General features: G+C 36.1%; 33 protein-coding genes. All 33 read right to left on the bottom strand.

Features of this window, described 5'->3' with window-relative positions; all coding sequences use genetic code 11:
- Positions 1-4 precede the first annotated feature (4 nt).
- Positions 5-4,165, bottom strand: a complete 4,161-nt coding sequence (locus NSQ59_RS07500; protein WP_340830513.1) for a phage tail protein — start codon at positions 4,163-4,165, stop codon at positions 5-7.
- A 100-nt stretch (positions 4,166-4,265) separates the two neighbouring features.
- Complete coding sequence (ltrA, locus tag NSQ59_RS07495; RefSeq protein WP_055737770.1) at positions 4,266-5,525, bottom strand: group II intron reverse transcriptase/maturase; 1,260 nt, start codon at positions 5,523-5,525, stop codon at positions 4,266-4,268.
- Positions 5,526-6,104: 579 nt separating this feature from the next.
- Positions 6,105-6,230 (bottom strand): hypothetical protein, encoded by a 126-nt coding sequence (locus NSQ59_RS07490; RefSeq protein WP_340830511.1) that lies wholly within the window; start codon positions 6,228-6,230, stop codon positions 6,105-6,107.
- Between the two features lie 59 nt (positions 6,231-6,289).
- Complete coding sequence (locus tag NSQ59_RS07485; RefSeq protein WP_340830509.1) at positions 6,290-6,664, bottom strand: hypothetical protein; 375 nt, start codon at positions 6,662-6,664, stop codon at positions 6,290-6,292.
- A 14-nt stretch (positions 6,665-6,678) separates the two neighbouring features.
- Positions 6,679-7,248 (bottom strand): major tail protein, encoded by a 570-nt coding sequence (locus NSQ59_RS07480; RefSeq protein ID WP_340830505.1) that lies wholly within the window; start codon positions 7,246-7,248, stop codon positions 6,679-6,681.
- Position 7,249: 1 nt separating this feature from the next.
- Entirely contained in the window at positions 7,250-7,579 is a 330-nt protein-coding gene (locus NSQ59_RS07475) for a hypothetical protein (protein WP_340830503.1), read from the bottom strand.
- Positions 7,576-7,932: an HK97 gp10 family phage protein gene (locus NSQ59_RS07470; RefSeq protein ID WP_340830501.1), complete on the bottom strand. Its 357-nt coding sequence runs from the start codon at positions 7,930-7,932 to the stop codon at positions 7,576-7,578. The genes NSQ59_RS07475 and NSQ59_RS07470 overlap by 4 nt, the downstream gene beginning before the upstream one ends.
- A 1-nt stretch (position 7,933) precedes the next feature.
- The gene (locus NSQ59_RS07465) at positions 7,934-8,281 is read right to left on the bottom strand and encodes a phage head closure protein (protein WP_340830499.1); all 348 of its coding nucleotides are present in this window, start codon (positions 8,279-8,281) and stop codon (positions 7,934-7,936) included.
- Positions 8,268-8,570: a hypothetical protein gene (locus tag NSQ59_RS07460; protein ID WP_340830497.1), complete on the bottom strand. Its 303-nt coding sequence runs from the start codon at positions 8,568-8,570 to the stop codon at positions 8,268-8,270. The genes NSQ59_RS07465 and NSQ59_RS07460 overlap by 14 nt, the downstream gene beginning before the upstream one ends.
- A gap of 5 nt (positions 8,571-8,575) precedes the next feature.
- Positions 8,576-8,908: a hypothetical protein gene (locus NSQ59_RS07455; protein ID WP_340830495.1), complete on the bottom strand. Its 333-nt coding sequence runs from the start codon at positions 8,906-8,908 to the stop codon at positions 8,576-8,578.
- Positions 8,909-8,925: 17 nt separating this feature from the next.
- Positions 8,926-10,086, bottom strand: coding sequence for a phage major capsid protein (locus NSQ59_RS07450; RefSeq protein WP_340830494.1), 1,161 nt, complete (start codon positions 10,084-10,086; stop codon positions 8,926-8,928).
- 25 nt (positions 10,087-10,111) lie between these two features.
- Complete coding sequence (locus NSQ59_RS07445; protein ID WP_340830493.1) at positions 10,112-10,840, bottom strand: head maturation protease, ClpP-related; 729 nt, start codon at positions 10,838-10,840, stop codon at positions 10,112-10,114.
- Entirely contained in the window at positions 10,840-11,979 is a 1,140-nt protein-coding gene (locus NSQ59_RS07440; RefSeq protein WP_340830491.1) for a phage portal protein, read from the bottom strand. Before NSQ59_RS07440 ends, NSQ59_RS07445 begins: the two co-directional genes overlap by 1 nt.
- Before the next feature lie 19 nt (positions 11,980-11,998).
- A complete protein-coding gene (locus NSQ59_RS07435) occupies positions 11,999-13,606 on the bottom strand; it encodes a terminase TerL endonuclease subunit (RefSeq protein WP_445669237.1) in 1,608 nt (535 codons plus the stop codon).
- A gap of 74 nt (positions 13,607-13,680) precedes the next feature.
- Positions 13,681-13,965, bottom strand: a complete 285-nt coding sequence (locus tag NSQ59_RS07430) for a P27 family phage terminase small subunit (RefSeq protein WP_340830488.1) — start codon at positions 13,963-13,965, stop codon at positions 13,681-13,683.
- Between the two features lie 145 nt (positions 13,966-14,110).
- Positions 14,111-14,275 carry a hypothetical protein gene (locus NSQ59_RS07425; protein WP_340830485.1) on the bottom strand — a complete coding sequence of 55 codons (165 nt, stop codon included), beginning with the start codon at positions 14,273-14,275 and terminating at the stop codon, positions 14,111-14,113.
- Positions 14,276-14,279: 4 nt separating this feature from the next.
- Positions 14,280-14,597 carry an HNH endonuclease gene (locus NSQ59_RS07420; protein WP_340830483.1) on the bottom strand — a complete coding sequence of 106 codons (318 nt, stop codon included), beginning with the start codon at positions 14,595-14,597 and terminating at the stop codon, positions 14,280-14,282.
- Positions 14,598-14,891, bottom strand: a complete 294-nt coding sequence (locus NSQ59_RS07415) for a DUF2513 domain-containing protein (RefSeq protein ID WP_340830481.1) — start codon at positions 14,889-14,891, stop codon at positions 14,598-14,600.
- Between the two features lie 2 nt (positions 14,892-14,893).
- Positions 14,894-15,091, bottom strand: a complete 198-nt coding sequence (locus NSQ59_RS07410; RefSeq protein WP_340830479.1) for a hypothetical protein — start codon at positions 15,089-15,091, stop codon at positions 14,894-14,896.
- A 40-nt stretch (positions 15,092-15,131) separates the two neighbouring features.
- On the bottom strand, positions 15,132-15,851 hold the full coding sequence (locus NSQ59_RS07405; RefSeq protein ID WP_340830478.1) for a hypothetical protein: 720 nt from the start codon (positions 15,849-15,851) through the stop codon (positions 15,132-15,134).
- Between the two features lie 323 nt (positions 15,852-16,174).
- Entirely contained in the window at positions 16,175-16,447 is a 273-nt protein-coding gene (locus NSQ59_RS07400; protein WP_340830477.1) for a hypothetical protein, read from the bottom strand.
- Positions 16,447-16,902: an ArpU family phage packaging/lysis transcriptional regulator gene (locus NSQ59_RS07395; RefSeq protein WP_340830475.1), complete on the bottom strand. Its 456-nt coding sequence runs from the start codon at positions 16,900-16,902 to the stop codon at positions 16,447-16,449. Before NSQ59_RS07395 ends, NSQ59_RS07400 begins: the two co-directional genes overlap by 1 nt.
- Positions 16,903-16,966: 64 nt before the next feature.
- Entirely contained in the window at positions 16,967-17,386 is a 420-nt protein-coding gene (locus NSQ59_RS07390; RefSeq protein ID WP_340830473.1) for a hypothetical protein, read from the bottom strand.
- A 52-nt stretch (positions 17,387-17,438) separates the two neighbouring features.
- Positions 17,439-18,425, bottom strand: a complete 987-nt coding sequence (gene xerA, locus NSQ59_RS07385; RefSeq protein ID WP_340830471.1) for a site-specific tyrosine recombinase/integron integrase — start codon at positions 18,423-18,425, stop codon at positions 17,439-17,441.
- Between the two features lie 45 nt (positions 18,426-18,470).
- Positions 18,471-18,674 carry a hypothetical protein gene (locus NSQ59_RS07380; RefSeq protein ID WP_340830469.1) on the bottom strand — a complete coding sequence of 68 codons (204 nt, stop codon included), beginning with the start codon at positions 18,672-18,674 and terminating at the stop codon, positions 18,471-18,473.
- A gap of 232 nt (positions 18,675-18,906) precedes the next feature.
- On the bottom strand, positions 18,907-19,764 hold the full coding sequence (locus NSQ59_RS07375) for a DNA cytosine methyltransferase (protein WP_340830466.1): 858 nt from the start codon (positions 19,762-19,764) through the stop codon (positions 18,907-18,909).
- A gap of 42 nt (positions 19,765-19,806) precedes the next feature.
- The gene (locus NSQ59_RS07370) at positions 19,807-20,001 is read right to left on the bottom strand and encodes a hypothetical protein (RefSeq protein WP_340830465.1); all 195 of its coding nucleotides are present in this window, start codon (positions 19,999-20,001) and stop codon (positions 19,807-19,809) included.
- Positions 20,001-20,204: an NrdR family transcriptional regulator gene (locus tag NSQ59_RS07365; RefSeq protein ID WP_340830463.1), complete on the bottom strand. Its 204-nt coding sequence runs from the start codon at positions 20,202-20,204 to the stop codon at positions 20,001-20,003. The genes NSQ59_RS07370 and NSQ59_RS07365 overlap by 1 nt, the downstream gene beginning before the upstream one ends.
- 2 nt (positions 20,205-20,206) lie before the next feature.
- Positions 20,207-20,857 carry a dUTP diphosphatase gene (locus tag NSQ59_RS07360; RefSeq protein ID WP_340830461.1) on the bottom strand — a complete coding sequence of 217 codons (651 nt, stop codon included), beginning with the start codon at positions 20,855-20,857 and terminating at the stop codon, positions 20,207-20,209.
- Positions 20,854-21,168, bottom strand: coding sequence for a hypothetical protein (locus NSQ59_RS07355; protein ID WP_340830460.1), 315 nt, complete (start codon positions 21,166-21,168; stop codon positions 20,854-20,856). Before NSQ59_RS07355 ends, NSQ59_RS07360 begins: the two co-directional genes overlap by 4 nt.
- A gap of 48 nt (positions 21,169-21,216) precedes the next feature.
- Positions 21,217-21,756: an ERCC4 domain-containing protein gene (locus tag NSQ59_RS07350; protein ID WP_340830459.1), complete on the bottom strand. Its 540-nt coding sequence runs from the start codon at positions 21,754-21,756 to the stop codon at positions 21,217-21,219.
- Positions 21,753-22,343 carry a YopX family protein gene (locus tag NSQ59_RS07345; RefSeq protein WP_340830457.1) on the bottom strand — a complete coding sequence of 197 codons (591 nt, stop codon included), beginning with the start codon at positions 22,341-22,343 and terminating at the stop codon, positions 21,753-21,755. Before NSQ59_RS07345 ends, NSQ59_RS07350 begins: the two co-directional genes overlap by 4 nt.
- A 2-nt stretch (positions 22,344-22,345) precedes the next feature.
- Positions 22,346-22,774, bottom strand: coding sequence for a hypothetical protein (locus NSQ59_RS07340; protein WP_340830456.1), 429 nt, complete (start codon positions 22,772-22,774; stop codon positions 22,346-22,348).
- Positions 22,775-22,897 lie beyond the last annotated feature (123 nt).

Below are 22,897 nucleotides of genomic sequence, written 5' to 3'. Positions count from 1 at the left end.
CCTCCTAAAATTTAAAGGCTAATCGGTCTAATTCCCTACGTAATGCACGCTCTGGGCTTTCAGTCGTTTGAATAACAATATTATTATTTTGAGCCTTAGAATTATCAATCGTTCTAGAATTATTCGTTACTGTGGAAGATGACTGCATGACCTTTTGAGCGCTATTGGCTAAACTTCCATACACATCCTGCATGGTGTTTTTTAAACGGGCTGCAGATTGTTGTAAGCCCTGGATAAATCCTTCATTGACATTAATACCAAATCCTTTAAATACGCGTGATGGACTGTGGATGTCCAAATCAGATTGAACCGTTCCGGCAACGATTTTTGCCAATTCTGCAGCTGCTGCCTCTAGTGCAGCTTTTCTAGAATTAATACCATCTATCAAACCTTGGACAGCATTTGCACCAATGCTTGGCATTTGACTTTGCATATTTTTTGCATTTCCAACTACCTTCTTCATTGAGCTTTTCCACTCAGCTTGATAGGCTGCCAATTGTTTAGCAGTTTCCTCCTGCAGAGCCACAATCTGATTAGCAGTATCAATCCGCATACCTTCTAATTCGCTGATGGCTTCTGTACGGGCAAGATTTGATTTCTGTTTCCATAAGTCTACGTATTGAGCTAATTGTTCATCAGACAAAGTATTTAATGCTGCAATTTCTGCAGATGATTTAGGACCCATTTCTTGAAGTTCTTTTATTAATCCTTCATCCACACCTCTTGCTGCTAAGGCGGCAATATTATTTTGCCATTGTTCGAATGTGGTCACTTGGCCCTGCAAATTAGCAAGCAACTGTTCTCCACTAATTTCTGCATTAAGTGATATCTCGTCAAACAATCCAGCAAAACTATATAGAGATTTTGCTCGGTCATCGACAGCTTTTTGATAAGCCTCTGTTAATTTTTTCTCTTCATCGATGTACTTCTGATTAAGCTCCTGTACTTTTGATAAGTAATCCTCATCGATTTTCTTTTTAGCTTCGGCAATTTCTTGCTTTTTCTCTTTCGCTAGATTCTCAAAGTAAATACGCTCATCGCTATTTTTCTTATATCCCTTAGAAAGTTTGTTTAAGATGTCTAATTCTTGCTGCATAGAAACATTAGCGTCTTTGGACTTTTGAGTGTAATATGCTTTATCGTCCTTAAATCGCTCCGCTATTTGCTTTTTCTTAATGTCAGCTATCTTAGCATCAATTTTTACGGTAGCATTTGTCACATTGTCGTACTTGGACTTCATAGCATTTAGCTTTTTAATATAAGCTTCATCAGACAAAATACCTGCATTGTATTGATAGGAAAGTTTACTCATCTCATCATTAAATGATTTAGCTAGTTTCCTTTGTTTCTCTTGGCGTTCTTTCTGCTCCTTTTCGGCTTGTTTCGTTTGAGCTTTAGCAATCTTAGATTGAATAGTAGTGGTTGCCCCAGAGATACTACCATAAGTTTTTTGTAGATTTTTCAGACTATCCACATAGCTTTTTGTGCTGATCATACCAGCATTATATTTTGTATCAAGTTCTTTCAGCTTGTTTTTATACGTTTTAACAATCGCTTGGGCTTTTTCTTTTGCGGCTTTTTCAGCATTGGTATTAGCTTTAATACCTTTAGCGAGACCTTCTGTGATCCAATAGCCTACTTCATCCCTCATTACACGGGATGGAGAATGAATATCGAAGAAATTTAAAAAGGCATTCTTGACTGATTTTCCTATACTCTTAGCTGCACTACTCACAGCTGAAATCATCGATTTTATACCTTTAATTAATCCGTTGATAATATTTTTCCCGATTTGTACTAAATTAATAGATTTAAAGATTTTAACAATGTCTTTCCATATATTTGAAGCAGTTTTCTTTATGGATTCCCATGCACCTTTCCAGTCTCCCTGTAAAAGTCTGCTCATAGTGCGGATAATACCTAAAACAAGATTTACACCTGTGCTTATAACAGCGCGTATAACTCCCCATGCAATTTTGACCACTCCAGAAAGAATCGGCCAAACCGCCTGAAAAACCCCTTTTATAATTCCCATTCCAGATTTAATAACGGATGTGCAGATATTTAGAAAAGATTTCGTTATTTTAGAAATTGAATCACCATTTTGACGCCAAAAATCCTTTATTTTCTTTAACTGAGAATCAAAAAAAGTTGTGATTTCTGACATAACTTTATGGACAATATTGCCAATGAATTCCAGAGAGACTTTGAAAGCATTTTTGATACCGCTCCAAATTTCATTTACCTTATTTCGGAAGTCCTCGTTCTTTTTATATAAACTTACAAAAATCGCAATTAAACCAGTTATCGCTGCAATTATTATTCCAATCGGACCTGTAAGTGCAGTAAAAACTGTTCCTAAAATTGGGAGTGCTACGGTTATTCCTGAAATTAACGGGCTCAATGTCAAAAATATTCCTACTAAAATTCCAATTGCAGTTGTTACAGCAACAATAGTTGCTGTAAGAACAGGGTTATTGGACACCCATTCTGCTATTTTCGAAATAACTCCAGCAATTGTAGTTAATAACGGTTGCAATGCAGTGGTTAGTTCTGTCATGGCCTGTTTCATTTGAACCGCAGGATTAGCATCAAATTTTGATATGGCTTCATTTAATAGTTTTTGATTTTGCTTTGTTTTGTCCTGGGCATCCGCAATACCTTTAAACACAGCAATCATATTAGGTCCTTGGTCTTCCCACTTTGTACCAAACACCTTTGTAGCCAATTGGTTTTTTAATGTTTTATCCTTGATACCATCAAGCCAAGTAGCCACTTCACTCATGGCCTTTGAACCCTTTTTACCACCTTCTGCTACTGCTTTTCCCCATCCTATGAATTTATCAACAGATATACCAGATTGCTTAATTAATCCATTCATGGCCTTGTCAACACCTGCGCCAAATCCAGCCATTTGCAATCGTGCTTCTTTGACTCCATCATTTAGGTTGTCTACGTTCCAAGACTTTACATCTATACCTTTTTCAAATATCGCTTGAATTTCCTTGGTAGAAAATCCAATTTGTTTCATTTGCACTCCATATTCTGCGATAGTATCCAATTGTTCAGGTGGGAATCCTGCTTTTAATAAAGCATTTGTTAATGCTAATGCATCTTGATTAGATATTTTTAATCCAGAAGCTAACTCATTCGTTTCCTGAATTAATTCAGTAAAATCAACTCCTGAATAGGATTGAGAAATTACAGCTGCTCCCTTTACAATAGAAGCGTTTGCTTCATCACTTTCTGTCTTATTTAGAGCCCATTGTCGTCGAACACCTTCGAGCGCTGCTTCTCCATCTACACCATAGGCTTCAATTGCCGTAACTGCCTGCCGAACTGATTCTATTGATGATTTCGGAACATCAAAAGTAATATCAATTTTCGTTTTTAATTCCGAATTACTTAATGATTTTTCAACCGCTCCTGCTATGCCACCACCAGCAGCTAATCCTGCAGCTAGACCTCCAATTTCAGAACCTAAACCTTTGACGGATTCTTCAGCATTATCCGCCTCCTGTGAAAGACGATTCAAATCCTGCCTTACCGATCTTAAAGAAGCACCGTCATCCACACTCGATAATGCATTTCGTAATCTACCTAAATCTACATTGGCTCCTAATGCTTCACGACCAATACGTTCTATTGCTTGGTCAAGTTGTCTGGAAGTAGCTGTGCCGTTTCGAATAGCATTTGTAAGCTGATTGCCTAAGGAGTCTGCAAATTGATCTACACTAGTTCCTGTAGCTTCAAACAACGTGTTTAATTGACGAGTGGAGCTTGCAACACGTTCCTGTTCTTTCTCCATGTTAGATAATTGATTTCGAAGGCCGTTTAGAGCTCCTTCTGTTGCGGTAATCTCGCGTTGAAACGCACGATACTGTTCTGCACCAATCTCACCACGTTCAAATTGTGCTTGAACTTGACTTTGCGCTTCCTTTAACTGATTTAATTTATTGGATGTCGCTTCAATACGCTCCGTTAAGAGTTGTTGTTTTTGAGCGAGAAGTTCGACATTTCCCGGATCATATTTTAAAAGTCTCTCTACGTCTTTTAGTTCAGTTTGAAGCTTCCTACTTTGCTTATTGACATCTTTTAAAGCATTTTGTAATCCTACCGTATCTGAGCCAATTTCTATTGTGATTCCTTTTATTCTGTCTGCCATTTTCTCACATACCTTTACCAAGACAATCGAGTAGGAGGAGGTGACTAACCCCCGACCTCTCACACCACCGTACGTACGGTTCCGTATACGGCGGTTCCATTTATGTCTGACGTAGTTGAGAATATCTCACATAAAGACTCTTCAGCCCTCGCATCTCCCAATAGGAGTTTGTGAGGGTTTTCTGTAGGATTGGGCTTCTGGCTATTCTCCAATATTTCTTTCTAGAGTTTCCCCATTCGTATGCCTTCTCTTTTGGAATCCCTAATCCAATGAGTTTTCTTACTTTGGTTTTTGGTTTCTTCCATTCTTTCCATTGGCACATTCTGAGACGCCTTCTAATCCATTCGTCTAATTCTTTGAAAATAGTGGGTGTATCTGCTAATGCATAATATCCGCACCAGCCAATCAAATATTGATTCAGCTTCTCTATTCTATAATCCATTGGAATTGGTTTTGACCTTGAAGTTAATTCTCGTATCCGTTTCTTGACACGTTGAATACTTTGGTTTGACATCCGCACCTTCGGTTTCTTATGAAATGTGAAGCTAAAACCTAAAAACTTTCTTTTCCAAGGTCTGTCTACAGCTGACTTTTCTCGATTCACCTTTAGTTTTAGAGTAAATTCAATGAAAGTAGTAATCGAGTCCATTACTCGCTCTCCGGCTCTTCTCGATTTTACGTAGATATTACAATCATCTGCGTATCGGACAAACTTGTGCCCTCTCTTTTCTAACTCTTTGTCTAGTTCATCTAGAACGATATTGGAGAGTAAAGGACTTAATGGTCCACCTTGGGGCGTACCCTCCTCGGATTTCGTTATGACTCCATTAATCATAATGCCAGACTGTAGATACTTCCGAATTAGTGATAGGAGCGTTCTGTCTTGAATCCTTTTGGATAGAGTCCGCATTAATCTATCATGATTGACTTTATCAAAGAATTTCTCCAAGTCCATGTCGACTACCCATCGGTATCCCTCTTCGATATATTTCTTCGCTTGTCTAACACCGTCATGACCTCGTTTGTTTGGTCGAAAACCATAGCTCTGTGTTGAAAAAGTCGGGTCGAAGATAGGGGTTAAAATCTGAGTAATCGCCTGTTGGATGAAACGGTCTGTCACGGTTGGGATACCTAATAACCTTACTCCACCGTTCGGTTTTGGGATTTCAACCCGACGGACAGGAGAAGGTTGATAAGTACCCTCCATTAAGGATGTTTTAAGTGTATCCCACGTTTCGAGAATATGTCTTCGTAGGTCTTTTACGGACATATTGTCTACTCCATGACTTCCTTTGTTCTTTTCTACTCGCTTTAATGCCAATAAAAGATTTTCCCGTGACAGCATTCGTTCCATTAACATTGAGATTTATCCTTTCTACGTGAACAATACATTCTCATTAAGTGGGTTCTTTACTAAGCCCTCCCGAAGTCCCCCATGGAATTCACCATTTCTTCCTTTCAGGTAGGTTCCGTAAGAATTTTCTGCTTTCATACATAAAGAACCGTTTGCCGAGTGTTTGTTCTCCTAAAATGGTTCAGTCCTTCCTTGATTCTCTCGAGCAAACCAAGTACTACGACTTCGGCTGACTTCTGATTGTTCAGCTATCCATTACTAGATAGGTTACCAAGTGTACTTGGCGTATCAACCAGACCTCCCCGGGTAAGAGTGCAATCTTTCCTTCCATCTATCTGCTTCATTTACTTTGTATCACCTTCGGCAGAAAGGACTTTGTTTTGTATTGCAAACTCATCCAATGATACCTAGCCTTGTATGAAGTTCGTGTTCCTCAGACCGGAAGTTTGCCGCTCGCTTCCTTCAGATTCCGCGTCACCACGGACACCCTTGCGTTAAGCTAACTGCTACTTCTGCCTTCACAGTTCGGGACTTTCACCCTAGAGACTACACCCATGCCGGGCGCACAATAAAAAAGAGCGTTGATTAACGCCCTTTTAATGCTTCAATATCCGCTTGTGTTGCTCTTCGTGCTTTCGGCTTTTCACTTTCCTTGTAATGTAAATCATTAAATTCGTCGATATAATCTAAGCACATGCCTATTGTCATCATAGTCATATCCTCATGTGATAATTTGGCTGATCTACACAATACTAAATATAATTCTGTTGTTAGTTCCTCGAACGATATTGTTTCTGATTTTTGCGCTTTTGTGGTTGATGATTCTTTTTTTTAGTAGTAGCTAAAGATTCCGTTAATAAATCAATCACCTGTGGAAGGACCTCATATACGTTGAATTCATTAAAAGACAAAAGCCATTCGTCTCTTTCTGGTATCGTACGATCGCCAAACCATGCTAACGTCCACACGATATTATAAAGAACATCCATATCAAACTGTTCAAAATTACTAGCGTTGATATTTTGCATACTTTCGATGTACTTTAAATCTTTAAAAATATCACGTTGAAATTCTTTTTTATACTTAACAGGAAAAAGAGCATTCGCTTCGAAACGAACGCTCTTGCCACTAATAGTTAATTTCATATGTCAGCCCTCCATTAAGCCGATGGTGTGTCAACAGGTTCCACAACAGATTTATAGAAATTATCGTAAATATCCTGTGGAGTCTCAGCGCCCGTAACCCATTTAATCCATCCATCAGCTCGTGGTGTTGCTTTAAAGCTCAGTTCTGTGGTATTTACTTCAGTAGAATCTTCTTTTGTTTTAGAAGATGTTCCAGGTCGAGAAACTGATACATTATAGTAAACAAAGCGATCAGCTTTCTTATCACCATCAATTTCAAAGAGTAAAGCAATTTTCTTTGGCTTAGCATTTGCCGATTCAGCTAGTCCACCATTGACAAGAGTTTCTCCTAAAACGTCAATTCGGAATGATTGCGGCAATTTAGCAATATTAACCGTACCCTCATAGCCTTGATTGGCTGAAGCTTCATAATAAACCATGTTATCTGCAAAAAAGCTAGATGTTTCACCTGCAGGATCCGTGGATAGTTCAACAGCTCCTGGAATTGCTACAGGCGTAGAATAAGTGATTTTCCCATCTGTTCCTTCAGTAATGACCGCATAATGGACGTTTGTTAATCCAAATAGAACTTTATTTTCTGCCATTCTAAATCAACCTCACTTCATAAATTATTTGAAATAGTTTTTCAGATTCTATAAAAGTCCCATATGAAACATAAGGAATCTCATGATCATCAAGGACTTTTTCTATTTTAGCTTCAGCAGCTAAATCCTTTTTTAATGTATAGAGCTCAATTGTTACATCTGTTATTTTGTAAAAAACCTTGTTATCTGCAATAAAGTTAGGATTTCCATCCACAAGATAACAGATGTAAGGTGGTTGAGGTACCGGATTGTCTGTAGTTGGTGTAAAATGGGAATACGTAACCGGAAAACCGATTTGATCAATAATCTTCTTAAATTCTGCTAGATTCATTGTCTAAGCACCCTTTCCACTCTATTCACATATTCCTCCACAATCATTTCTTCTACTGGACGAATATGAATCTTTGCCGCTACTCTTCCTCCTTCACGCTTCACATGACCTTTTTCTAAGAGATGTGTAAGTTGGTATTTACGATTATATATAACAATATTTTTTCCAACCTTTTTCTTCGCCCAGCTTTTCGCATAATCCCCTGTGTTTTTAGGACTCTTTTCCTTTAAAAGAGTTACGGCTTCTTTAGTAACATCTTCTTTAATTGCTTCCACTTTCTCCGCAACCTCTGAAGTATATAAGGCTAATTGTCTAGCTATCTCATTTGCTAGGTTGTTAATACTTGTAGTCATGCTATACACGCTCCTTTGCTAAGATAGTGAGCGTCTTATTAGCTTCATCATCATTTATTGGAGGTTCGATAATATCAAAGATACGACCATTAAAATCAATCCTCATTATGACTGTTATACCCTCTGTGTAGTGGATGATGAAACGAGAGATTATTGTAGCTTGTTCAGATCCGGAAGAAATATATTCAGAACCTTTTACGGTTTTGATCATCGCCCAGGCTTTTTTATATTCAACCCATTCTGTTTCTTTTTGTCCAAGTTCATCTTCGATTGTTTCCGGCTTTAGAAAAGTAATCCTATGTCTGAATGATCCCGAATTAAAATTGGGGTTATATTTAAATGGCTGCATCAGAATCAACCTCTAATACAATTTCCTCAAGGGCTTTTCCTAACCTTAGATTATTAATCTCAGTTATGAAATTTGTAGTAAAGAATTCTAAGGCATCATTATAAACGTAGCGAGAACGCTCGAATACGAGCTCTTTAAAGTCTTCATCAGTATCGATTTTGTAATCGCCACAAGCTTTATTTAAAGCCACAATAGACGCAGAAAGGATGCGTCTTAGGTTATCGTCTTCCTCATCCCCCAAGTGCATCCTTTCCTTAAATTCTTTTAAAATATCATCTGTGATGTCCATTCACATCACTCCTCAGTTTTTTTCTCTGCTTTAGCTTCTTCAAGCTTTTCTTTTAGCTTTTCAAGTCCAGTATTTGGATGAACTGATACACCCATAGTTTCTAATTCAGCTCTAATGGCAGCTCTTTCTTCTGTCTCTTTTGCTTCTCGAGTAACTTTATCATCTTCAGTTTCTACTTTTTCAATAAAGACTTTTTTATGCAATGGATGTTCAGTTGATAATTCTTGAATTCGTTCATTAGAAGCCTCATAGCCTTCCACAGGATACTGATCACCTTCTCGATAAAGAATATTGTTATTATCTTTATCTCTAAATCTATTAATTACTTTATATGGCATATTTAATCATCCTTTCATTAAACAGTTGGAGTTTGGGCAGAAAAACTAATATCCAAGTCATAAACAAGGGCAGTTTTGTTGTCCTTTGGCTTACCATTTGCAAATTGTTTAATTGTGTAAAGCATAGCATCTTCAATGGCTAAAGTCTGATCGAATTTATTTGTTTTATAGCCACCAGCAACCGCAGCAAGGTATGTTCCTTTAACAAAGAATAAGGCTTTCTTTTCTGGGATTTCCTCTGACTCAATGACTTGGATATTATATGGCAATGCTGTAACCCACTGTCCGTTTGCAGTTTGAATGGTATTACGAGCTTGAACACTAATTGCATCAATAGGGTTAACAACCATTACTACTTTGTTTAAAACTTTGCGAGCTTTATCTTTGGCGTCAGTGGATAAAGACTTAATAACATCGTGTAATTCTCCAGCTACAGTTTGACCATATTCAGAAGGAGCAAAGGTTAATGTTCCAGAAGAAGTTTTATCTGTTACTGCACCAGTATCCTTATTAACATTTTTCATTAAACCAATCGGTTCATTTTGAGCAGGACCACGTCCATTTACTAATCCGTACTCTAAACCTACAGAGTAAGATTCAACTAACAATGTACGAACATATCGCTCAACCCATTCTGGTCCAAGATCTAGCATATCCTTAGGAATAGCTGCGAACGCTGTGAGCTTTAATTGACCAATTTGTTCTTCGCGGAATGCAGCATTGATTTGTCCCTTAATTTCTCCGAACAATGCACCCCAGGCATATGATTTAGTAGGGTCAGAATAGATAAAACGTGTAACTGCCCCTAAATCTTGAAGACCAATTGCATCTAGTAGTGGATGTTCTGAAACTAAATCCTCAAAAACACGTTCCTGTGTTGTGACAGGCAGAATAGTATCTTCTTTAAATCCACCATCCTGAACAACAGCATTGAAAAATTTACGTTCTTCTGAAGTTAATACATTTTGACCACGTGCAGCTAAGATTTGTGCATCATGTACTTCATTCCGGGCTTCTGCTGATATTTTTTCCGTTAAGTCTTCTACAAGAGAACTAAACATATCATCAAAAGCAGCAGAAAGATCCTCCATTTTTGTATCTTCCGCTTTCACCAAGTTCATATAAGCTTGTTTTTTTGCTTCAAAATTTTCCATTTTACCTTTTAATTTTATCGTCATTTATGATTACCTCCAGTTTTAGGAATTAAAAAAAGCGTCGTCGTTTTTCATTAGACGGCACTTTTGTTTGTTGATTTTTAAATTGTTCTAATTCATTTTGCATAGCTTGCATTTGTGCTTTGAGCTGGGTGATCTCATCGTCACTGCCTTCCACAGTTGTTGATGTAGCAGTTGAAGTAGCAAACCCGATTTCTAACGCGTCATTCGCACTAAACCAAGTTTCATCGTCAACCTTTTGACGAATTTCTTCACGGCTAACATTTGCTTTTTGCATATAGATATCAATAATCCCATCTTCCAATTTTTCTAGTAAATCTGCTTGTTTACGGAAATCATTTTTGTTTCCCCAAACAATATTAGATGCCTCGTGAATCATCATCATAGCGCCTGCGCCCATGATAACTTCATCACCTGCCATTGCAATAACAGATGCTGCAGAACAAGCCCAACCGTCAATATAAATAGTGACTTTTCCAGGATGATTTTTCAAACGGTTATAAATCGCTATTCCGTCAAATGCATCTCCCCCAGGTGAATTAAGGTTAACTACGATATTGTTTGAACCGGCTTCCTTTAAAGCATTGTCAACATCAGATGCTGATGTTGATTCCCACCACCAAGATTCACCGATGTCCCCATAAATTGTGAGATTTGTTTCACCTTTTTCATTATCGTGAGTGACCGAAAAATTATGAGGAATACTTTCCAGTTGCTTATTATACTGCTGATTTTTGAAATTAAATCGTCGTTTCATTATCCATTCTCACCTCCTTCAACAGCACTAGCAGACTGATAATTTTTCGTAATAACAAATTTATCTAACTCCGGATTATCCGAACGTTCCGCACCAAACAATTCCCTCACCTCATTTCGTGTAAAGGCTCCGGAAGCAACGAGCTTGTCTACTGCTTCAGCATTATCAATTAAATCTTTTTCTGTAACACCATAGACTTCAACCTTAGATCCATTTAAGTAATCCTTTTTATTAATTATTTTGTTATTCAACTCATCTTTTATCTTTTTAACAAATGGACCTGTACAGAACTTTACATATGCTTTAATGCTAGTCTCATAATCTGATAAATCGCCATGAATTAAAGCGTTGGGAATACCTAAGATATTTGCCACATCATCAATGAGAGATTTCTTTAATTTTGTAAGTTCATCAACAGATTGACCATTGTTCTCTCCACTATAAACTTCTTCATAATCAAAGCCTTTTAGTTTTGGAACAAGTGCAACTGAATTATTTCTAAAAGAATTAAACAACTTATCAATAAAGTTTTGTAACTTGGTTCTGTTTTTTTCAGTAAGATCCAATGTGGAATCCATACTAACCATTCCACGGATTTGATTTTTCCGAAGACTCACTTCTATCATTCTGCTAAATAGATTTGCATAATCATCAAACATGCCATCCATGAAGGAAGTTAGTTTTTCATTGTTATAGGTTAGATAAATAACTTCGTCCATTTTGAATGTGCGTTGAAAAGTATAATCTTTAACAGTTACATCGCGAAAAACATCCGGATAAACGGCATATTCATCCCTGGTAAAACTATCTGCAATTAATAAATCGTTCGTATCAGTTAAAATTACTAAGACTTCGTTTTCATAGATCAATTCATACGTAAACTTTTGCCAAAAATCTGCTGCCGATTGATCCGTGTTAGGGCGTACATTCAAAAGATAATGCCAATCGTTTAACTGTCGCTTGCCATTTTCCATAAAGCGAAAATCTGATTGACTAATGGTACGGCCAATAAAGTTAATACATGTTTCCAAAGCCAACTTTTTTAAATACGCTCGTTGGGATGTCTCATAAAGAAGATCTAAATCAAACATCCATTCCAATTCGCTATTTCTTTTCAATACATCACTTAGCCATCCCATTTACATAATCACCCCCTCCCTAAAAGTTCAATGCATCTAACGCATCCAGTGCATCATCAAAATTCATATCATTTATTTCCTCAACCCGGTAAAGACCACACACAAATGCCTGGAAACCGTCAGTTTTACGGCGAACAGGCTCTTTCTTTTGATATTCTTTGTTTCCATCCTTTTTGATTACAACAAGGACGTTATTTGTATACCAACGCATTAGAGGATTATCGCCAAATATAAATAACTGATTAGCAAACCCTGTTTCCACACGTGGGGCTAACAAACTGTGAATTGCTCTTGGATTTCGAATAACTTCGACCTCGAATCCTGCTGCTTCAAATAACGGCTTTAATATTTCCATTCGGAAATTATCGCCTATAATCTTTTTGATATTGTAATATTTTCGTTTTTCAACAAACCAATCTACTATTTTTTGAGGTTGAATAGTTTCCCCATCCAAAACGGTGAGAAAACCCTTTTCTTCCCATTCACGTATAGGGGCAAATTTCTGCTTTCTTGCTACTTCATCATCCACTTTTTTTGAATATCCATAATACTTGTCCACGAACTCCTTACGAACGAAAGAGTGAGTTATAAAAGGATATTTTCCTTCATGCTTAAATAAAAGCCCACATGCAGCAAAATCACGGATGCTAGCAAAGTCCAGACATCCAATACATTCCTTGTATAATAAGTCCGGCATTGGTTGGTTAGTAGCCAATATTTCTTCCCATTTAGCAACGGAACGCTCAAGGTCGGTTACTGGCAAATTCATACGTTTAGTCATGAATTCTTCACGGTTGGAAGGATCGTCTTCCAAATCCTCATATTCTTCACTAATCGTGTCAAATAAGCCCTGAGCATAATTGCTTCGTGGTTTACTTAACATTGGATTTGATTTTTCCCAATTGTCTGGGTCATCAACTTCGCTTTCTTTATCCAATTTACAAATGAAAGGGAATATAGCATTTGGTCTAGCTTCACCTTGCAAGACTTTCATTGCCTTCTCTTTCGTTTTATCTAAGAACCCATCTCGAACATATCCGTCTGTACCAATATAAAATTCCCGTGGAGGTTGCTTTTTACCAAGACCGCTGATATGAACGCGAACATCTTTATTCGATTCATACTGGTGGATTTCATCAAATACAACTGCTCCATCTCGTAAGCCGTCTTTTGTTTCACCATTTGATGTTCTAAACTTCAAAATAGCATCTGTTTTCTTTGATGTTATTTGCGTCTTGGTACGTCTAAACATCGCTTTTAATGGTCCAGAACGACCAATAACATTGTAAGTTTCATCAAACGATGTTTTAGCCTGGTCTTCAGAGTTAGCAACAATAGAAATGTGATACTCTTTCACACCATGAAGTGGACTGATTAAAAAATGAGTAATGACGGAGATTAAACCATTTTTCCCACCGCCACGACCTAACATCCACAAATGTTTTCTATAAAAGACACGATTATTTTTCTTATAAAATAAAAAGACGAATGCAATTAAGAACTTTTGAAATGGAGCAAGTGGAAAATACCACTTCTCTCCAAACCGGATACAGTTCTCAATCATTTCGTCATCAAAATAGAGATCGTCACGACTCAATACATGCTCTTGTAAATATTCAATGAGCATGATTCGTTCTTTATTTAGTTTTATCTTTCCAGATTTCCAGAGATGAATATATTCTTCAACGTATTTATTAATTTTCAAATTAAGTCAGCTTCCGAATATTGATTTTCACCAGAAGATGAGGTGGTACCTTCGCTAATAAAATTAAAAGATTTTTCAATAGCCAACAGTTGTGCATTTACTTTCATTTTGTCATTAACGGCTGGATGGCTTTTCACAAATCGTTGTGAGCCATTTTCCGTAACAACCGTGGCTCCTTCTTTTTTTATGTCCTTGTCCAATTGTTTATTTAATTTAACCAAGCTGATATATCGCTCGACCTTTTCAACTTCCACAAGATCATCTGTATCAATCCGGCTCATTAGTTGTTTTTGAAGCTTTGAAATGTTAACAGGGCATTGTTCCCACCCCCCCTTACGTGAAATTTATCTCTGAAAATCTCGACAGTTGAGCCCATGCCCGTTCCCAGGCGAAAAAAATTTTTTCAAAACTTTTGACCCGGGGGGGCTATTGACTTTGCAATGCTGCTTTCTCTTCACGAAGAACTTTTAATTTTTCTTCTTGCTTATTTAACTGGTCTTTAATATGGCTGATGTTATCAACAATTTCTCTTTCTTCCATCTCCAAAAACTCTAGTCTCGCCTTAACCATTTGTTTTACATATTCATTCATACCTTTACCACCTCTCGTCATGCTCCCACCGGTTTTGTTTATATGAAAATCGTTTGTGCTTCTTGTTATGACAGCGAACACATTTGACCTCACAGTTATCAATCTCCAAAGCAAGCTCAGGATATTGTTCAATCTCTTTTAAATGGTCCACGTCTAAACGCTTATGCTTATCTGGATCATGATTATCTGTATATACTTTCCCTTGCCGTTTACATTCCTGGCATTCATAATTGTCACGTTCTAATACCTTTTGACGCAACGATTGCCATGCCGCTGACTTATAGAAAGCTTTCTTTTGTTGCTGCGTTTTGTATTCAGGCATTTAACTATCGTCCTTCATTAAATCGATAATAATATTAAAAGATAATTCCAGATAACCTTTCGCCTTTAGCTGCTCCCACTTATCTTTATTGCTTAATAAATCCGCAACTTCATGACCATTCCAATTCAGTTTCATATGACCATACGGTTTACCATCTAAATACAACACATCTCCATCAATCCATCCTGCTTGTTGGATTAGGTTAAAATGATAAGCAACGACATCATTACAATAATCGACAGATAAACCGTTTTTTAATTGAAGAAGTAATGACCTTATTAACTCTTTATCCATTTTCATTTCCTTCTAATGGCACCACCTTTACCACGCTTAAATATGTCGCGATTCATTCCCATGATATCCGGCCAATTAATCTTTTCTTCCTTACACTTTTTCTTAGGCGGTTTCTTTTTATTAGATGGAGGTTTCTTTTTCTTCCCCATTTTCTCCAACTTCTTTCTTGTATCTTTATCCAAATGAACAGCCAATTTCATATATCTCATCACCTTTCTGACAAAATAAAAAGACACCCAATTAACTGGATGCCATGACGCTTATTATTTCAATTTTACTGCCGATATTATCTGTTTCTATTAATGAGATAAGTTCTTCAACTTCTCCACTAATCTTTAATTTATATATCCCATCTGCTTGAAGTATTTGAATTCCAATATCGCAAGTTGTGCTTACTGTATTTGAATTATTAGATATATAATTAAATATTTTTAATAAATAATTCAATATTGTAAAGAAATCTTTTTCTTCAACATTTAATTCAAATTTATTTTCTAATTCTTCTACTTTATCAAGTTCATTTAGATAATCACCAGGATAAACAATATTAATGTAATTTTCTCCAATGCAATAAAGATTTTTTTCAAAATGTTTTTCAGACATTGTTCCTGTTCTAAAAAAAATATCCTCTCCATCAAAACCTATCCAGGAAGCAATCATAACACTTGATTTGATATCTTCCTCAAAATCATTGTTATTATTTTTATATTCCGAGATAACCTTCTTATAAACTGATTCAATATCATCTGTTGTAGTAATTTTTGATTTTGATAGAGTATCTTTTAACAAGTCTAGAAAATCAGCTAAGCCAGCTCCACAAACCCAACCCATATCAGGGATATTAATTAACTTTGTTCTACCATCCTCATATCCTAATTCTCCTAGACATCCATAATTTTCTCGATTATCAGTAATTATTATTGAACAGTATTCGTTTGATAAAGAAATTACTGTGGTCATAATATCTCCTCACTTTCTTCTACTAAATTCGATAAAAGTAAGGAATTCCCTTTATTAAACCATTCTTATTTCGGTGAATGGCAAACCGTCCCGATCCATACCTTATTAGCTGAGATCACTAAGCCTGTAAAGGAGGAAGCAAAGTTATAGAATAGGCTTATCATATTCCATAACCAGGTATGGAGTAATTAAAAAACGACACCCACTACTCATTAGTAATGAATGCCGCCTTATCAAATTTCCTATGATATAAATTTACCACATTTAAAACCAAATGCTCATTCTAAATTCTTTTCATTTTCCTTCTGTTTTCCTTACGAAAACTATACCTTTTTACTTGCTAGTATTTTGCCCCTCTGTTGCAATTCCTCTCTTTGTTTTTCAGTGTAGACTCTAGGTTTTTTCATAGAAACTTGTTTGTCAGTTAATATACCTTTAATTGCTATCGGTCTATCATCCTCTGTTTCTACAATTTCCATATCAGCAATGCTCATTAATTTTCGAATATGTTTAGGAACCGTTGAGTAGGCCCTCCACACATTCTGATCATAATCAAAGACTAAAACTGTTTCTTGCTCTGATTTCGCATAGGCCATTACTGATCCACCTTCTTTTTATATACTTCAATTCTTAGAGCTAAGGCTAATTTGTAAAATATTCTAGGTTTGAATTTGTTATGGTAATAAGACTCACTCATGCCTAATTGGTTGTACACTTCATAATCAAATAATTCTTCCTCTCCTAAATATCTGAGAATTAAAGCTTCACGTTCTTTTTTACTTAACCTGTTTACAGCCTTTCGGAAATTCTCGATATACTCTATACGAGCGCGTTCTTCATCAACTCTAGCAATAGCAGCATCTTCAGTGGATGAATGAAATGCATTTGTATAAGTAGGAGGAATTAGAGAAAATGATGTTGTTACTTTAGGAAGAATTTCTTCAGGAACAGTAAGCAAATACATACGATATGTCTCGATGGCGGCTTCGACATTTTCCTGAGTTTTTTTTCTATCTATCTCTGGAAGCTTAAATGTTAATTGTCTTCCCACTCGTCGACCCCTCCTGTACGGTGGAATAATTGGAGCCCCAAGACAATTCTTAGGGCAATTAATATTACTTCACTAATTCAAGTTGCCCAGGAGCTACATCCGCGGTTCCATCATTATTTACTTTGTATTCCAATCCTTCATGTGGTTTTTCATAAAATTCTTCAATTGTCATTTGAGAAGGCTTGATAAGTAAATCTACGTTAGAACCTGCAAATGGATAAAATTTATCGATTTTGCCTTTGCTATCTGCATTTACATTAAATTTAAGGACCGTCTTTTTACTATCACGTTGAATGTTAGCAAATTCAGCTGCAATAGGTTCTATTTCACTTTCAGCAATTTCTAACACTGTGATAGTACCTGGCATTTTTAAAAGCTCATCAGCATGCGGTAATTCATCACTTAATACATGAAACATTAAAACTTCCTTCTTATCATCCTTTTGCATTTTCTTGAATAAGACATTTAATTTTGTTGTTGTCATTTTTATATCTCCCTTTGTATATTTTTAATTTCAAATAACCATAGACACCCATTTACATAACTAGATATTTTTTATGCTGTTCACGTTTCTTTTCTTCAGTTAATTGAGCATAAATTTGAGTAGTTGATGGGTCCTCATGTCCAAGCAATGCTTGTACAGCTGCAATATCTGCACCATTGTTTAATGTTAGTGTTGCAAAGGTATGTCTTAGAGTATGTGGACTTATTTTCTTGTCTAAACTAGCTTGTTGAGCAATCTTACCTATTTCTCTTTGGATACCTCTTTTTGATAATCTACGGTATGGTTTACGCTCTGTTATCATAAGAGCTTCTTCATTATCAGTTCTGTTCATTAAGTACTTTCTCAAGTGATACATAGCTTTTGGACTGAAATAGACTTCACGTTCTTTATTTCCTTTACCAATGACACGACAACTAGCTGTTCGATAATTAATATCCGATTTATTTAATGCGTATACTTCTGAGAGCCGGCAGCCAGTAGCATATAAAATCTCCAGAAATGCTCGTTGTCTATTTGTCTTGCATGATTCTCTTAACAACTCTAACTCTTCAATATTTAATGCTTTTGGAAGACGTTTCTCCTTTTTCGGCGGTTTAATTTTTGTTGTTGGATCACGTTGTATAAATTCTTCTGCGGTTAACCATCCGAAAAAACTTTTTAAAACTGAAAGCTTTTTAGAAATTGAGCTTAGTTTTAAATGTTCGAAACTTCCGAGAAAAACACGAATGTCTGCTGTTGTAATATCCTCTACTCGTTTTTTAATTTTATTGGAGAAAGTTCTTAATTCAATTTGATAACTATCTAGTGAAATAGGGCTCAAACCCTCAAGCTTCTTCGCAGATAGGAAGAGTTCAACTTTTTCTGTTAAGTCAGGATGAACTTCATTCTGCTCCACCTTTTTAACCTGATATTTTGCTAGAATGGCTGACAATTTATTCTTAACTTTATCTATATGAATAGGCACTAATTCTGATATATAAGCTGTTACATCCGATATTAATTGTTCTCCAGCATTCAATATTTACTCCTCCTTCTGCGAAGCTTGATTCAAGACAAGTAACACTTAAATTTTAAATGTAATATCCGATAACTTAACTTCCTTTAGTTTTCCGTTAAACTTTACTACAGCTATTGGATATGCAATTACTCCACCTGGATGGCCGCCTATCATTGGAGAAGGCGGTATAACATTTGAATATTGAAAAACTCCTATAAACTCTGCTTCGATTAATTCGGATTTTATATTTACATAACAATCTTTATCCAAAATATCCAACTCCTTTGTGCCAAATAATCTTCGTACTATGCAACAGTACCTTCACCTAAACACTTTTCACATTCTTGCCAATCGGTTCCTCGTTCGTTAGAAAAATAGCCCTCACCCTTGCATTCATTACAAACTTTTTCCATTATCCAAAACCTCCAATTTATTATCCAAATTAGATTTTTAATGAACCAAAACTACAATATTACTATCCAAACTAAGCATTAACTTCGTACTATGCAGCAAAATATCGCTTAATTTCATTCCCTACCCATTGCCCCATATGACGGGCTACAGCATTTCCAATTTGTCTATAGGCATCATTATCAGTTCCAGCGAATTGAAACCAATCAGGAAATCCTTGTAATCTAGCATATTCTCTAACTGAATACGGCCTTATTGATACACCATCATTGATAAGCCTAGTGGACCTATCCTTTGCATAATGAGCAACGCAAGTTGGAGCAATTCCATCTAAATCAGTTATTATTGGCTTGTCCCTGTAAGCTCCGTTTAATCGCTTTTGAACGTAATCAGGAGTGTAAACTTCTGCGCCTATATCAATAATGTCCTTCATTCTTATTGGATTGCTTTCCGGATAACGCAAATTATTAAATGGTTTTTTAGTACCAATTACGATCAATCTTTTTCTTTCTTGTGGAAGCCACATATTTGCATTTACAGGACATTCAACCCGCACATAATAATTTGGTAATCTAGTGAGACATTCCATTACAACTTGAAACTTCTTCATTCCTGGAACATTTTCAACGATATATACTTCTGGCTGCGCTAAAGCGACATGACGGAAAAAATGTAAGAATAAATCATCACCTGTTCTAGTTCCGTGAATATCTGCAATCCTGCTATATTTGGTACAAGGGAAAGTTCCAATGTAAACATCTGCGTCCTGCTGATCCAAAACTGTTATCTTTGTAATATCCGTTTCATTTATTTTATGGTTAAAATTCATTCTTAAAGTTTCACAAGCGATTTTATCAATTTCAAATGATTCAAGAACATCAATTCCAGCTTCCAACATTCCTAAATCCATTCCGCCGGCTCCACTAAAGTAGCTTTTTGCAGTAATCAAATTTCGGTCCTCCTTTACTGCACTTCATGGTTCTAAAGTTCATCAATCATCCTCTATCCTAATAACAATTAAATGATTAGGCTCTTTATGTTTAGATCCGCGCCTTTTATAAGCATTGGATCGGTAAAACTTAACTGTATCTTCCCTAACACCTAAATAGTCAGCACATTCCTTCATGGTCCCTAAACAAATGAATGTATCTCCTTTATAGACTGCGTAAACACCTTTTTTCGGCATCAGCTATCATACGTCCTTGATAATTCTTGCACTTTAAAATAATATTTCTCATAATCTAGCAATTCCTGAAATCTTTCCTCCGATAATTCATAAGAACGAAATGTATGTCCATTTTCACAAATCCTGCTGCGCCTTTTACTTTCATTCTTTGGATGGCGGACATCAAAAACTTTACTTTGTTTGTTACAAATTGGACATTTCATATTTAGTACCCTTCATCCTGCCGTTTATGATTAATAGCCATTTTTTCAAAATAAGCTTGTTCAATTTGCTCCCATGTAAAGCCGAGCATTTCACCGAGACTTACAAATGACTCGAGCAACTCACTAAAAATGACAATCGTATCTTCAAAATCATAGTATTCATCATTTGTTGAAATGAATAAAGAAGTAGTATTAAGGAACAATTCATTAAATTGATTAGTGATATCACTCTTTTTGTTTTCATTTAGTTTAATCGATGGAACAATTTTTTCTTTGTATTTCTTTTCTAACTCCAACCCAATTGATAATATAAAATGCAAGCAATCAACATATTCTTCAAGGAGTGGGTTTTGATTATCATTTATTCCAGTCCCATCACAAACTATGCAAATCTCTTTAAATCCCGTATATTGATTTCCGCTAAAGAATCCCATACCTTCCCCAGAACAATGATGACATTTTGTAGTAGTTCTTGGCTCCTGATCCTTACTCCATTTCTTAAAACCGCGCCATTCGTTCGCACATTCCCCTAGCTCGACTTGTAAAGCTAGGATTTTCCAATCTAAATTATTTTGGTCCTTTAACTCCGGATGCTCTTCCATTATGTGTTCATCCAATTTCCTTTGGATTTCAAATAAATTTGATAGATTCATTTTCCCGTCCCCTCCACAGTTAATAATTCAAGTGCAACCTCTATGAAAGTCTTTGGTTCATCCGAACGTAATCCAGCTTTTAAGAGATTGATAATATATTCTTTTCTCTCCATTTCACATTGGAGATATTTAAGAGCGTCTGCTAATTCTTCTTGCAACATTTTCAACCAATCATATTTATGGGAATGATCTAGGGCCACTCCGTATTTATTGACACCGAAATCATCCTGCTTGTACATTACTTGCTTTAATATTTCCAAGGATTTATCCGAAACATTATGCTTTTGGAAATGCAATAGTGTTTGTTCCATACCATCAACCTTTCAATTTTTCTTTATGTAGTATCATGATGTTTTCTATTAAAATATCCCTGTCTTAAGATAGTGTTTAGCCTGGTAATAAAAATGATGGTATATCCAATTCCCACTGAATTTTTGGTCCAGGTAAACAATTTCGAAATTGTATTTGGCCTTAAATGTATTCAGTCGGCCAAGTAAAGCTAACGGATTATATTTGGACCGATACTCACCTTTCAGCATTTTTTCATAGCCATGTAGATCCTCGACGATTAGTGTGAAAGGAATATCCTTAGAACGAATTAATTCATTTTCAAAAGCTGTTGCAGTATCTTTTTGTAAATTCCCTGTGATTTCATCAATATGGGCTTTTCGTTCAACTCGACTATTTAAATAGATGTCACGATAAATGCCAAGTTCCTCATTTTTGGGAATCATACAACCATAATCACCGGTATCAAGTTTTTGAATTTTTATAGGTACTTCCTTTTGGTGTAAATAATTTAAGATATGACCGTTTACATTTTCCCGAGTATCAATCACTATAGTGAGTGTTTTTAGAATCTTATTTAACTCTGTATCGGTGTAACTGTAATGAATCATTCAGCTTCCTCCTCATCAAAAGCCAAACGGAACGCAGATTCCATAATATTAACGAATTTTTCTAATTCTTCATCCGTCATTTCTTCAAGAGATTTACCATGCCCTGGAACTCTTTTATAATTCCGAGCTTTTTCAAGAAGTTGTTCTCTTTTGGAAGAAGCTTCGTAAATGTTACCGATAATTTCACCAGTAATATGATCTAGAGATATTCTTGTTGCCAGTTGTTTCAATTCCCAAGCACCACCTTCATCATCTTCTACATGCCAACCATGGACATTGTTCTGTGTGTAAAAAACAACTTTACCCTTATACTCAAAGGCACTGTTATCTAAAGTTGCTTTGCCTGATACAATATCCCCTTCATAAATCTCTTTACCGTTTTTGTCGAGAAGTCCTGTGTATTGCACGAGGACAACCACTCCATGACCTTTGTCATCAACATGCGATTGTTCATCAATTACCCTTCCACGATCATCAACATATCTATAGTGCACAAGGGTGTGCTGGACATCACTAAATTTAATTCCAGTAACTTTGCCCATCTTTTTTTCATGTTTATCCCACACACGAAACTTAATTTCTCTCATCCTCATTCTCCTTTCTTCGCAAATATAACCGCACGTATATATAATTCATGAGCCATTTTATTTGATTCATCATTTTCAAATTGTCGATAATCTTCATAAATATCTTTCCAACCATTCTTAGCAAGAACTACCGACCAATCATGGAATAGCATTAATGAATCATTTTCTGCACATAACCATTTTTCTATTTGTTCATTGCGCTCCCAGCAACAAAAATGATGAACAATTTTCCTAAGTGTGAGTTTCTCACCATTTGCACTTTTCCAAGATTTAAACCATGCATCGATTTCTTGAAAATTTTGTTCAGCTGCTTCCATAACTTCTTTAGGTATTAAATTTTGATTTTTTATCGCAATCCGATCATCACTTTTATCAAGATAGATATTTGCTCCAGATCTCCAAATCCAGCTCAATATTTTTAAAACTTGCAAATCTATCACCTCATTTATTTGTTACTAAAAACCTCGATTTTGTAGCGAAAAAAGACCCTTGTTACTAAAGATTTTCAAAAAGTAACACATGAAAACCTTAGAGCCACAAGGGTTTGAATGATA

Origin of the sequence: Margalitia sp. FSL K6-0131, assembly GCF_038008735.1 — a bacterium.
Lineage (GTDB): Bacteria > Bacillota > Bacilli > Bacillales > Bacillaceae_C > Margalitia > Margalitia shackletonii.
Note: the sequence above shows the minus strand (reverse complement) of the source record. Positions and strands in the feature narration are given on the sequence as shown.

What these genes read in the sequence shown, in the direction of transcription:
- NSQ59_RS07425 (WP_340830485.1), bottom strand. Translation starts at nt 14,275, where the DNA reads ATGAATGAATATGTAAAACAAATGGTTAAGGCGAGACTAGAGTTTTTG.
- ltrA (WP_055737770.1), bottom strand. Translation starts at nt 5,525, where the DNA reads ATGTTAATGGAACGAATGCTGTCACGGGAAAATCTTTTATTGGCATTA.
- NSQ59_RS07455 (WP_340830495.1), bottom strand. Translation starts at nt 8,908, where the DNA reads ATGCCATATAAAGTAATTAATAGATTTAGAGATAAAGATAATAACAAT.
- NSQ59_RS07440 (WP_340830491.1), bottom strand. Translation starts at nt 11,979, where the DNA reads ATGGGATGGCTAAGTGATGTATTGAAAAGAAATAGCGAATTGGAATGG.
- NSQ59_RS07410 (WP_340830479.1), bottom strand. Translation starts at nt 15,091, where the DNA reads ATGAAATTGGCTGTTCATTTGGATAAAGATACAAGAAAGAAGTTGGAG.
- NSQ59_RS07500 (WP_340830513.1), bottom strand. Translation starts at nt 4,165, where the DNA reads ATGGCAGACAGAATAAAAGGAATCACAATAGAAATTGGCTCAGATACG.
- NSQ59_RS07445 (WP_340830493.1), bottom strand. Translation starts at nt 10,840, where the DNA reads ATGAAACGACGATTTAATTTCAAAAATCAGCAGTATAATAAGCAACTG.
- NSQ59_RS07350 (WP_340830459.1), bottom strand. Translation starts at nt 21,756, where the DNA reads ATGATTCATTACAGTTACACCGATACAGAGTTAAATAAGATTCTAAAA.
- NSQ59_RS07480 (WP_340830505.1), bottom strand. Translation starts at nt 7,248, where the DNA reads ATGGCAGAAAATAAAGTTCTATTTGGATTAACAAACGTCCATTATGCG.
- NSQ59_RS07420 (WP_340830483.1), bottom strand. Translation starts at nt 14,597, where the DNA reads ATGCCTGAATACAAAACGCAGCAACAAAAGAAAGCTTTCTATAAGTCA.
- NSQ59_RS07490 (WP_340830511.1), bottom strand. Translation starts at nt 6,230, where the DNA reads ATGATGACAATAGGCATGTGCTTAGATTATATCGACGAATTTAATGAT.
- NSQ59_RS07450 (WP_340830494.1), bottom strand. Translation starts at nt 10,086, where the DNA reads ATGACGATAAAATTAAAAGGTAAAATGGAAAATTTTGAAGCAAAAAAA.
- NSQ59_RS07475 (WP_340830503.1), bottom strand. Translation starts at nt 7,579, where the DNA reads ATGAATCTAGCAGAATTTAAGAAGATTATTGATCAAATCGGTTTTCCG.
- NSQ59_RS07430 (WP_340830488.1), bottom strand. Translation starts at nt 13,965, where the DNA reads ATGAGCCGGATTGATACAGATGATCTTGTGGAAGTTGAAAAGGTCGAG.
- NSQ59_RS07435 (WP_445669237.1), bottom strand. Translation starts at nt 13,606, where the DNA reads ATGCTCATTGAATATTTACAAGAGCATGTATTGAGTCGTGACGATCTC.
- NSQ59_RS07365 (WP_340830463.1), bottom strand. Translation starts at nt 20,204, where the DNA reads ATGAAATGTCCAATTTGTAACAAACAAAGTAAAGTTTTTGATGTCCGC.
- NSQ59_RS07390 (WP_340830473.1), bottom strand. Translation starts at nt 17,386, where the DNA reads ATGACAACAACAAAATTAAATGTCTTATTCAAGAAAATGCAAAAGGAT.
- NSQ59_RS07370 (WP_340830465.1), bottom strand. Translation starts at nt 20,001, where the DNA reads ATGCCGAAAAAAGGTGTTTACGCAGTCTATAAAGGAGATACATTCATT.
- NSQ59_RS07355 (WP_340830460.1), bottom strand. Translation starts at nt 21,168, where the DNA reads ATGGAACAAACACTATTGCATTTCCAAAAGCATAATGTTTCGGATAAA.
- NSQ59_RS07460 (WP_340830497.1), bottom strand. Translation starts at nt 8,570, where the DNA reads ATGGACATCACAGATGATATTTTAAAAGAATTTAAGGAAAGGATGCAC.
- NSQ59_RS07470 (WP_340830501.1), bottom strand. Translation starts at nt 7,932, where the DNA reads ATGACTACAAGTATTAACAACCTAGCAAATGAGATAGCTAGACAATTA.
- NSQ59_RS07405 (WP_340830478.1), bottom strand. Translation starts at nt 15,851, where the DNA reads ATGACCACAGTAATTTCTTTATCAAACGAATACTGTTCAATAATAATT.
- NSQ59_RS07485 (WP_340830509.1), bottom strand. Translation starts at nt 6,664, where the DNA reads ATGAAATTAACTATTAGTGGCAAGAGCGTTCGTTTCGAAGCGAATGCT.
- NSQ59_RS07400 (WP_340830477.1), bottom strand. Translation starts at nt 16,447, where the DNA reads ATGGCCTATGCGAAATCAGAGCAAGAAACAGTTTTAGTCTTTGATTAT.
- NSQ59_RS07465 (WP_340830499.1), bottom strand. Translation starts at nt 8,281, where the DNA reads ATGCAGCCATTTAAATATAACCCCAATTTTAATTCGGGATCATTCAGA.
- NSQ59_RS07415 (WP_340830481.1), bottom strand. Translation starts at nt 14,891, where the DNA reads ATGGATAAAGAGTTAATAAGGTCATTACTTCTTCAATTAAAAAACGGT.
- NSQ59_RS07345 (WP_340830457.1), bottom strand. Translation starts at nt 22,343, where the DNA reads ATGAGAGAAATTAAGTTTCGTGTGTGGGATAAACATGAAAAAAAGATG.
- NSQ59_RS07360 (WP_340830461.1), bottom strand. Translation starts at nt 20,857, where the DNA reads ATGAATCTATCAAATTTATTTGAAATCCAAAGGAAATTGGATGAACAC.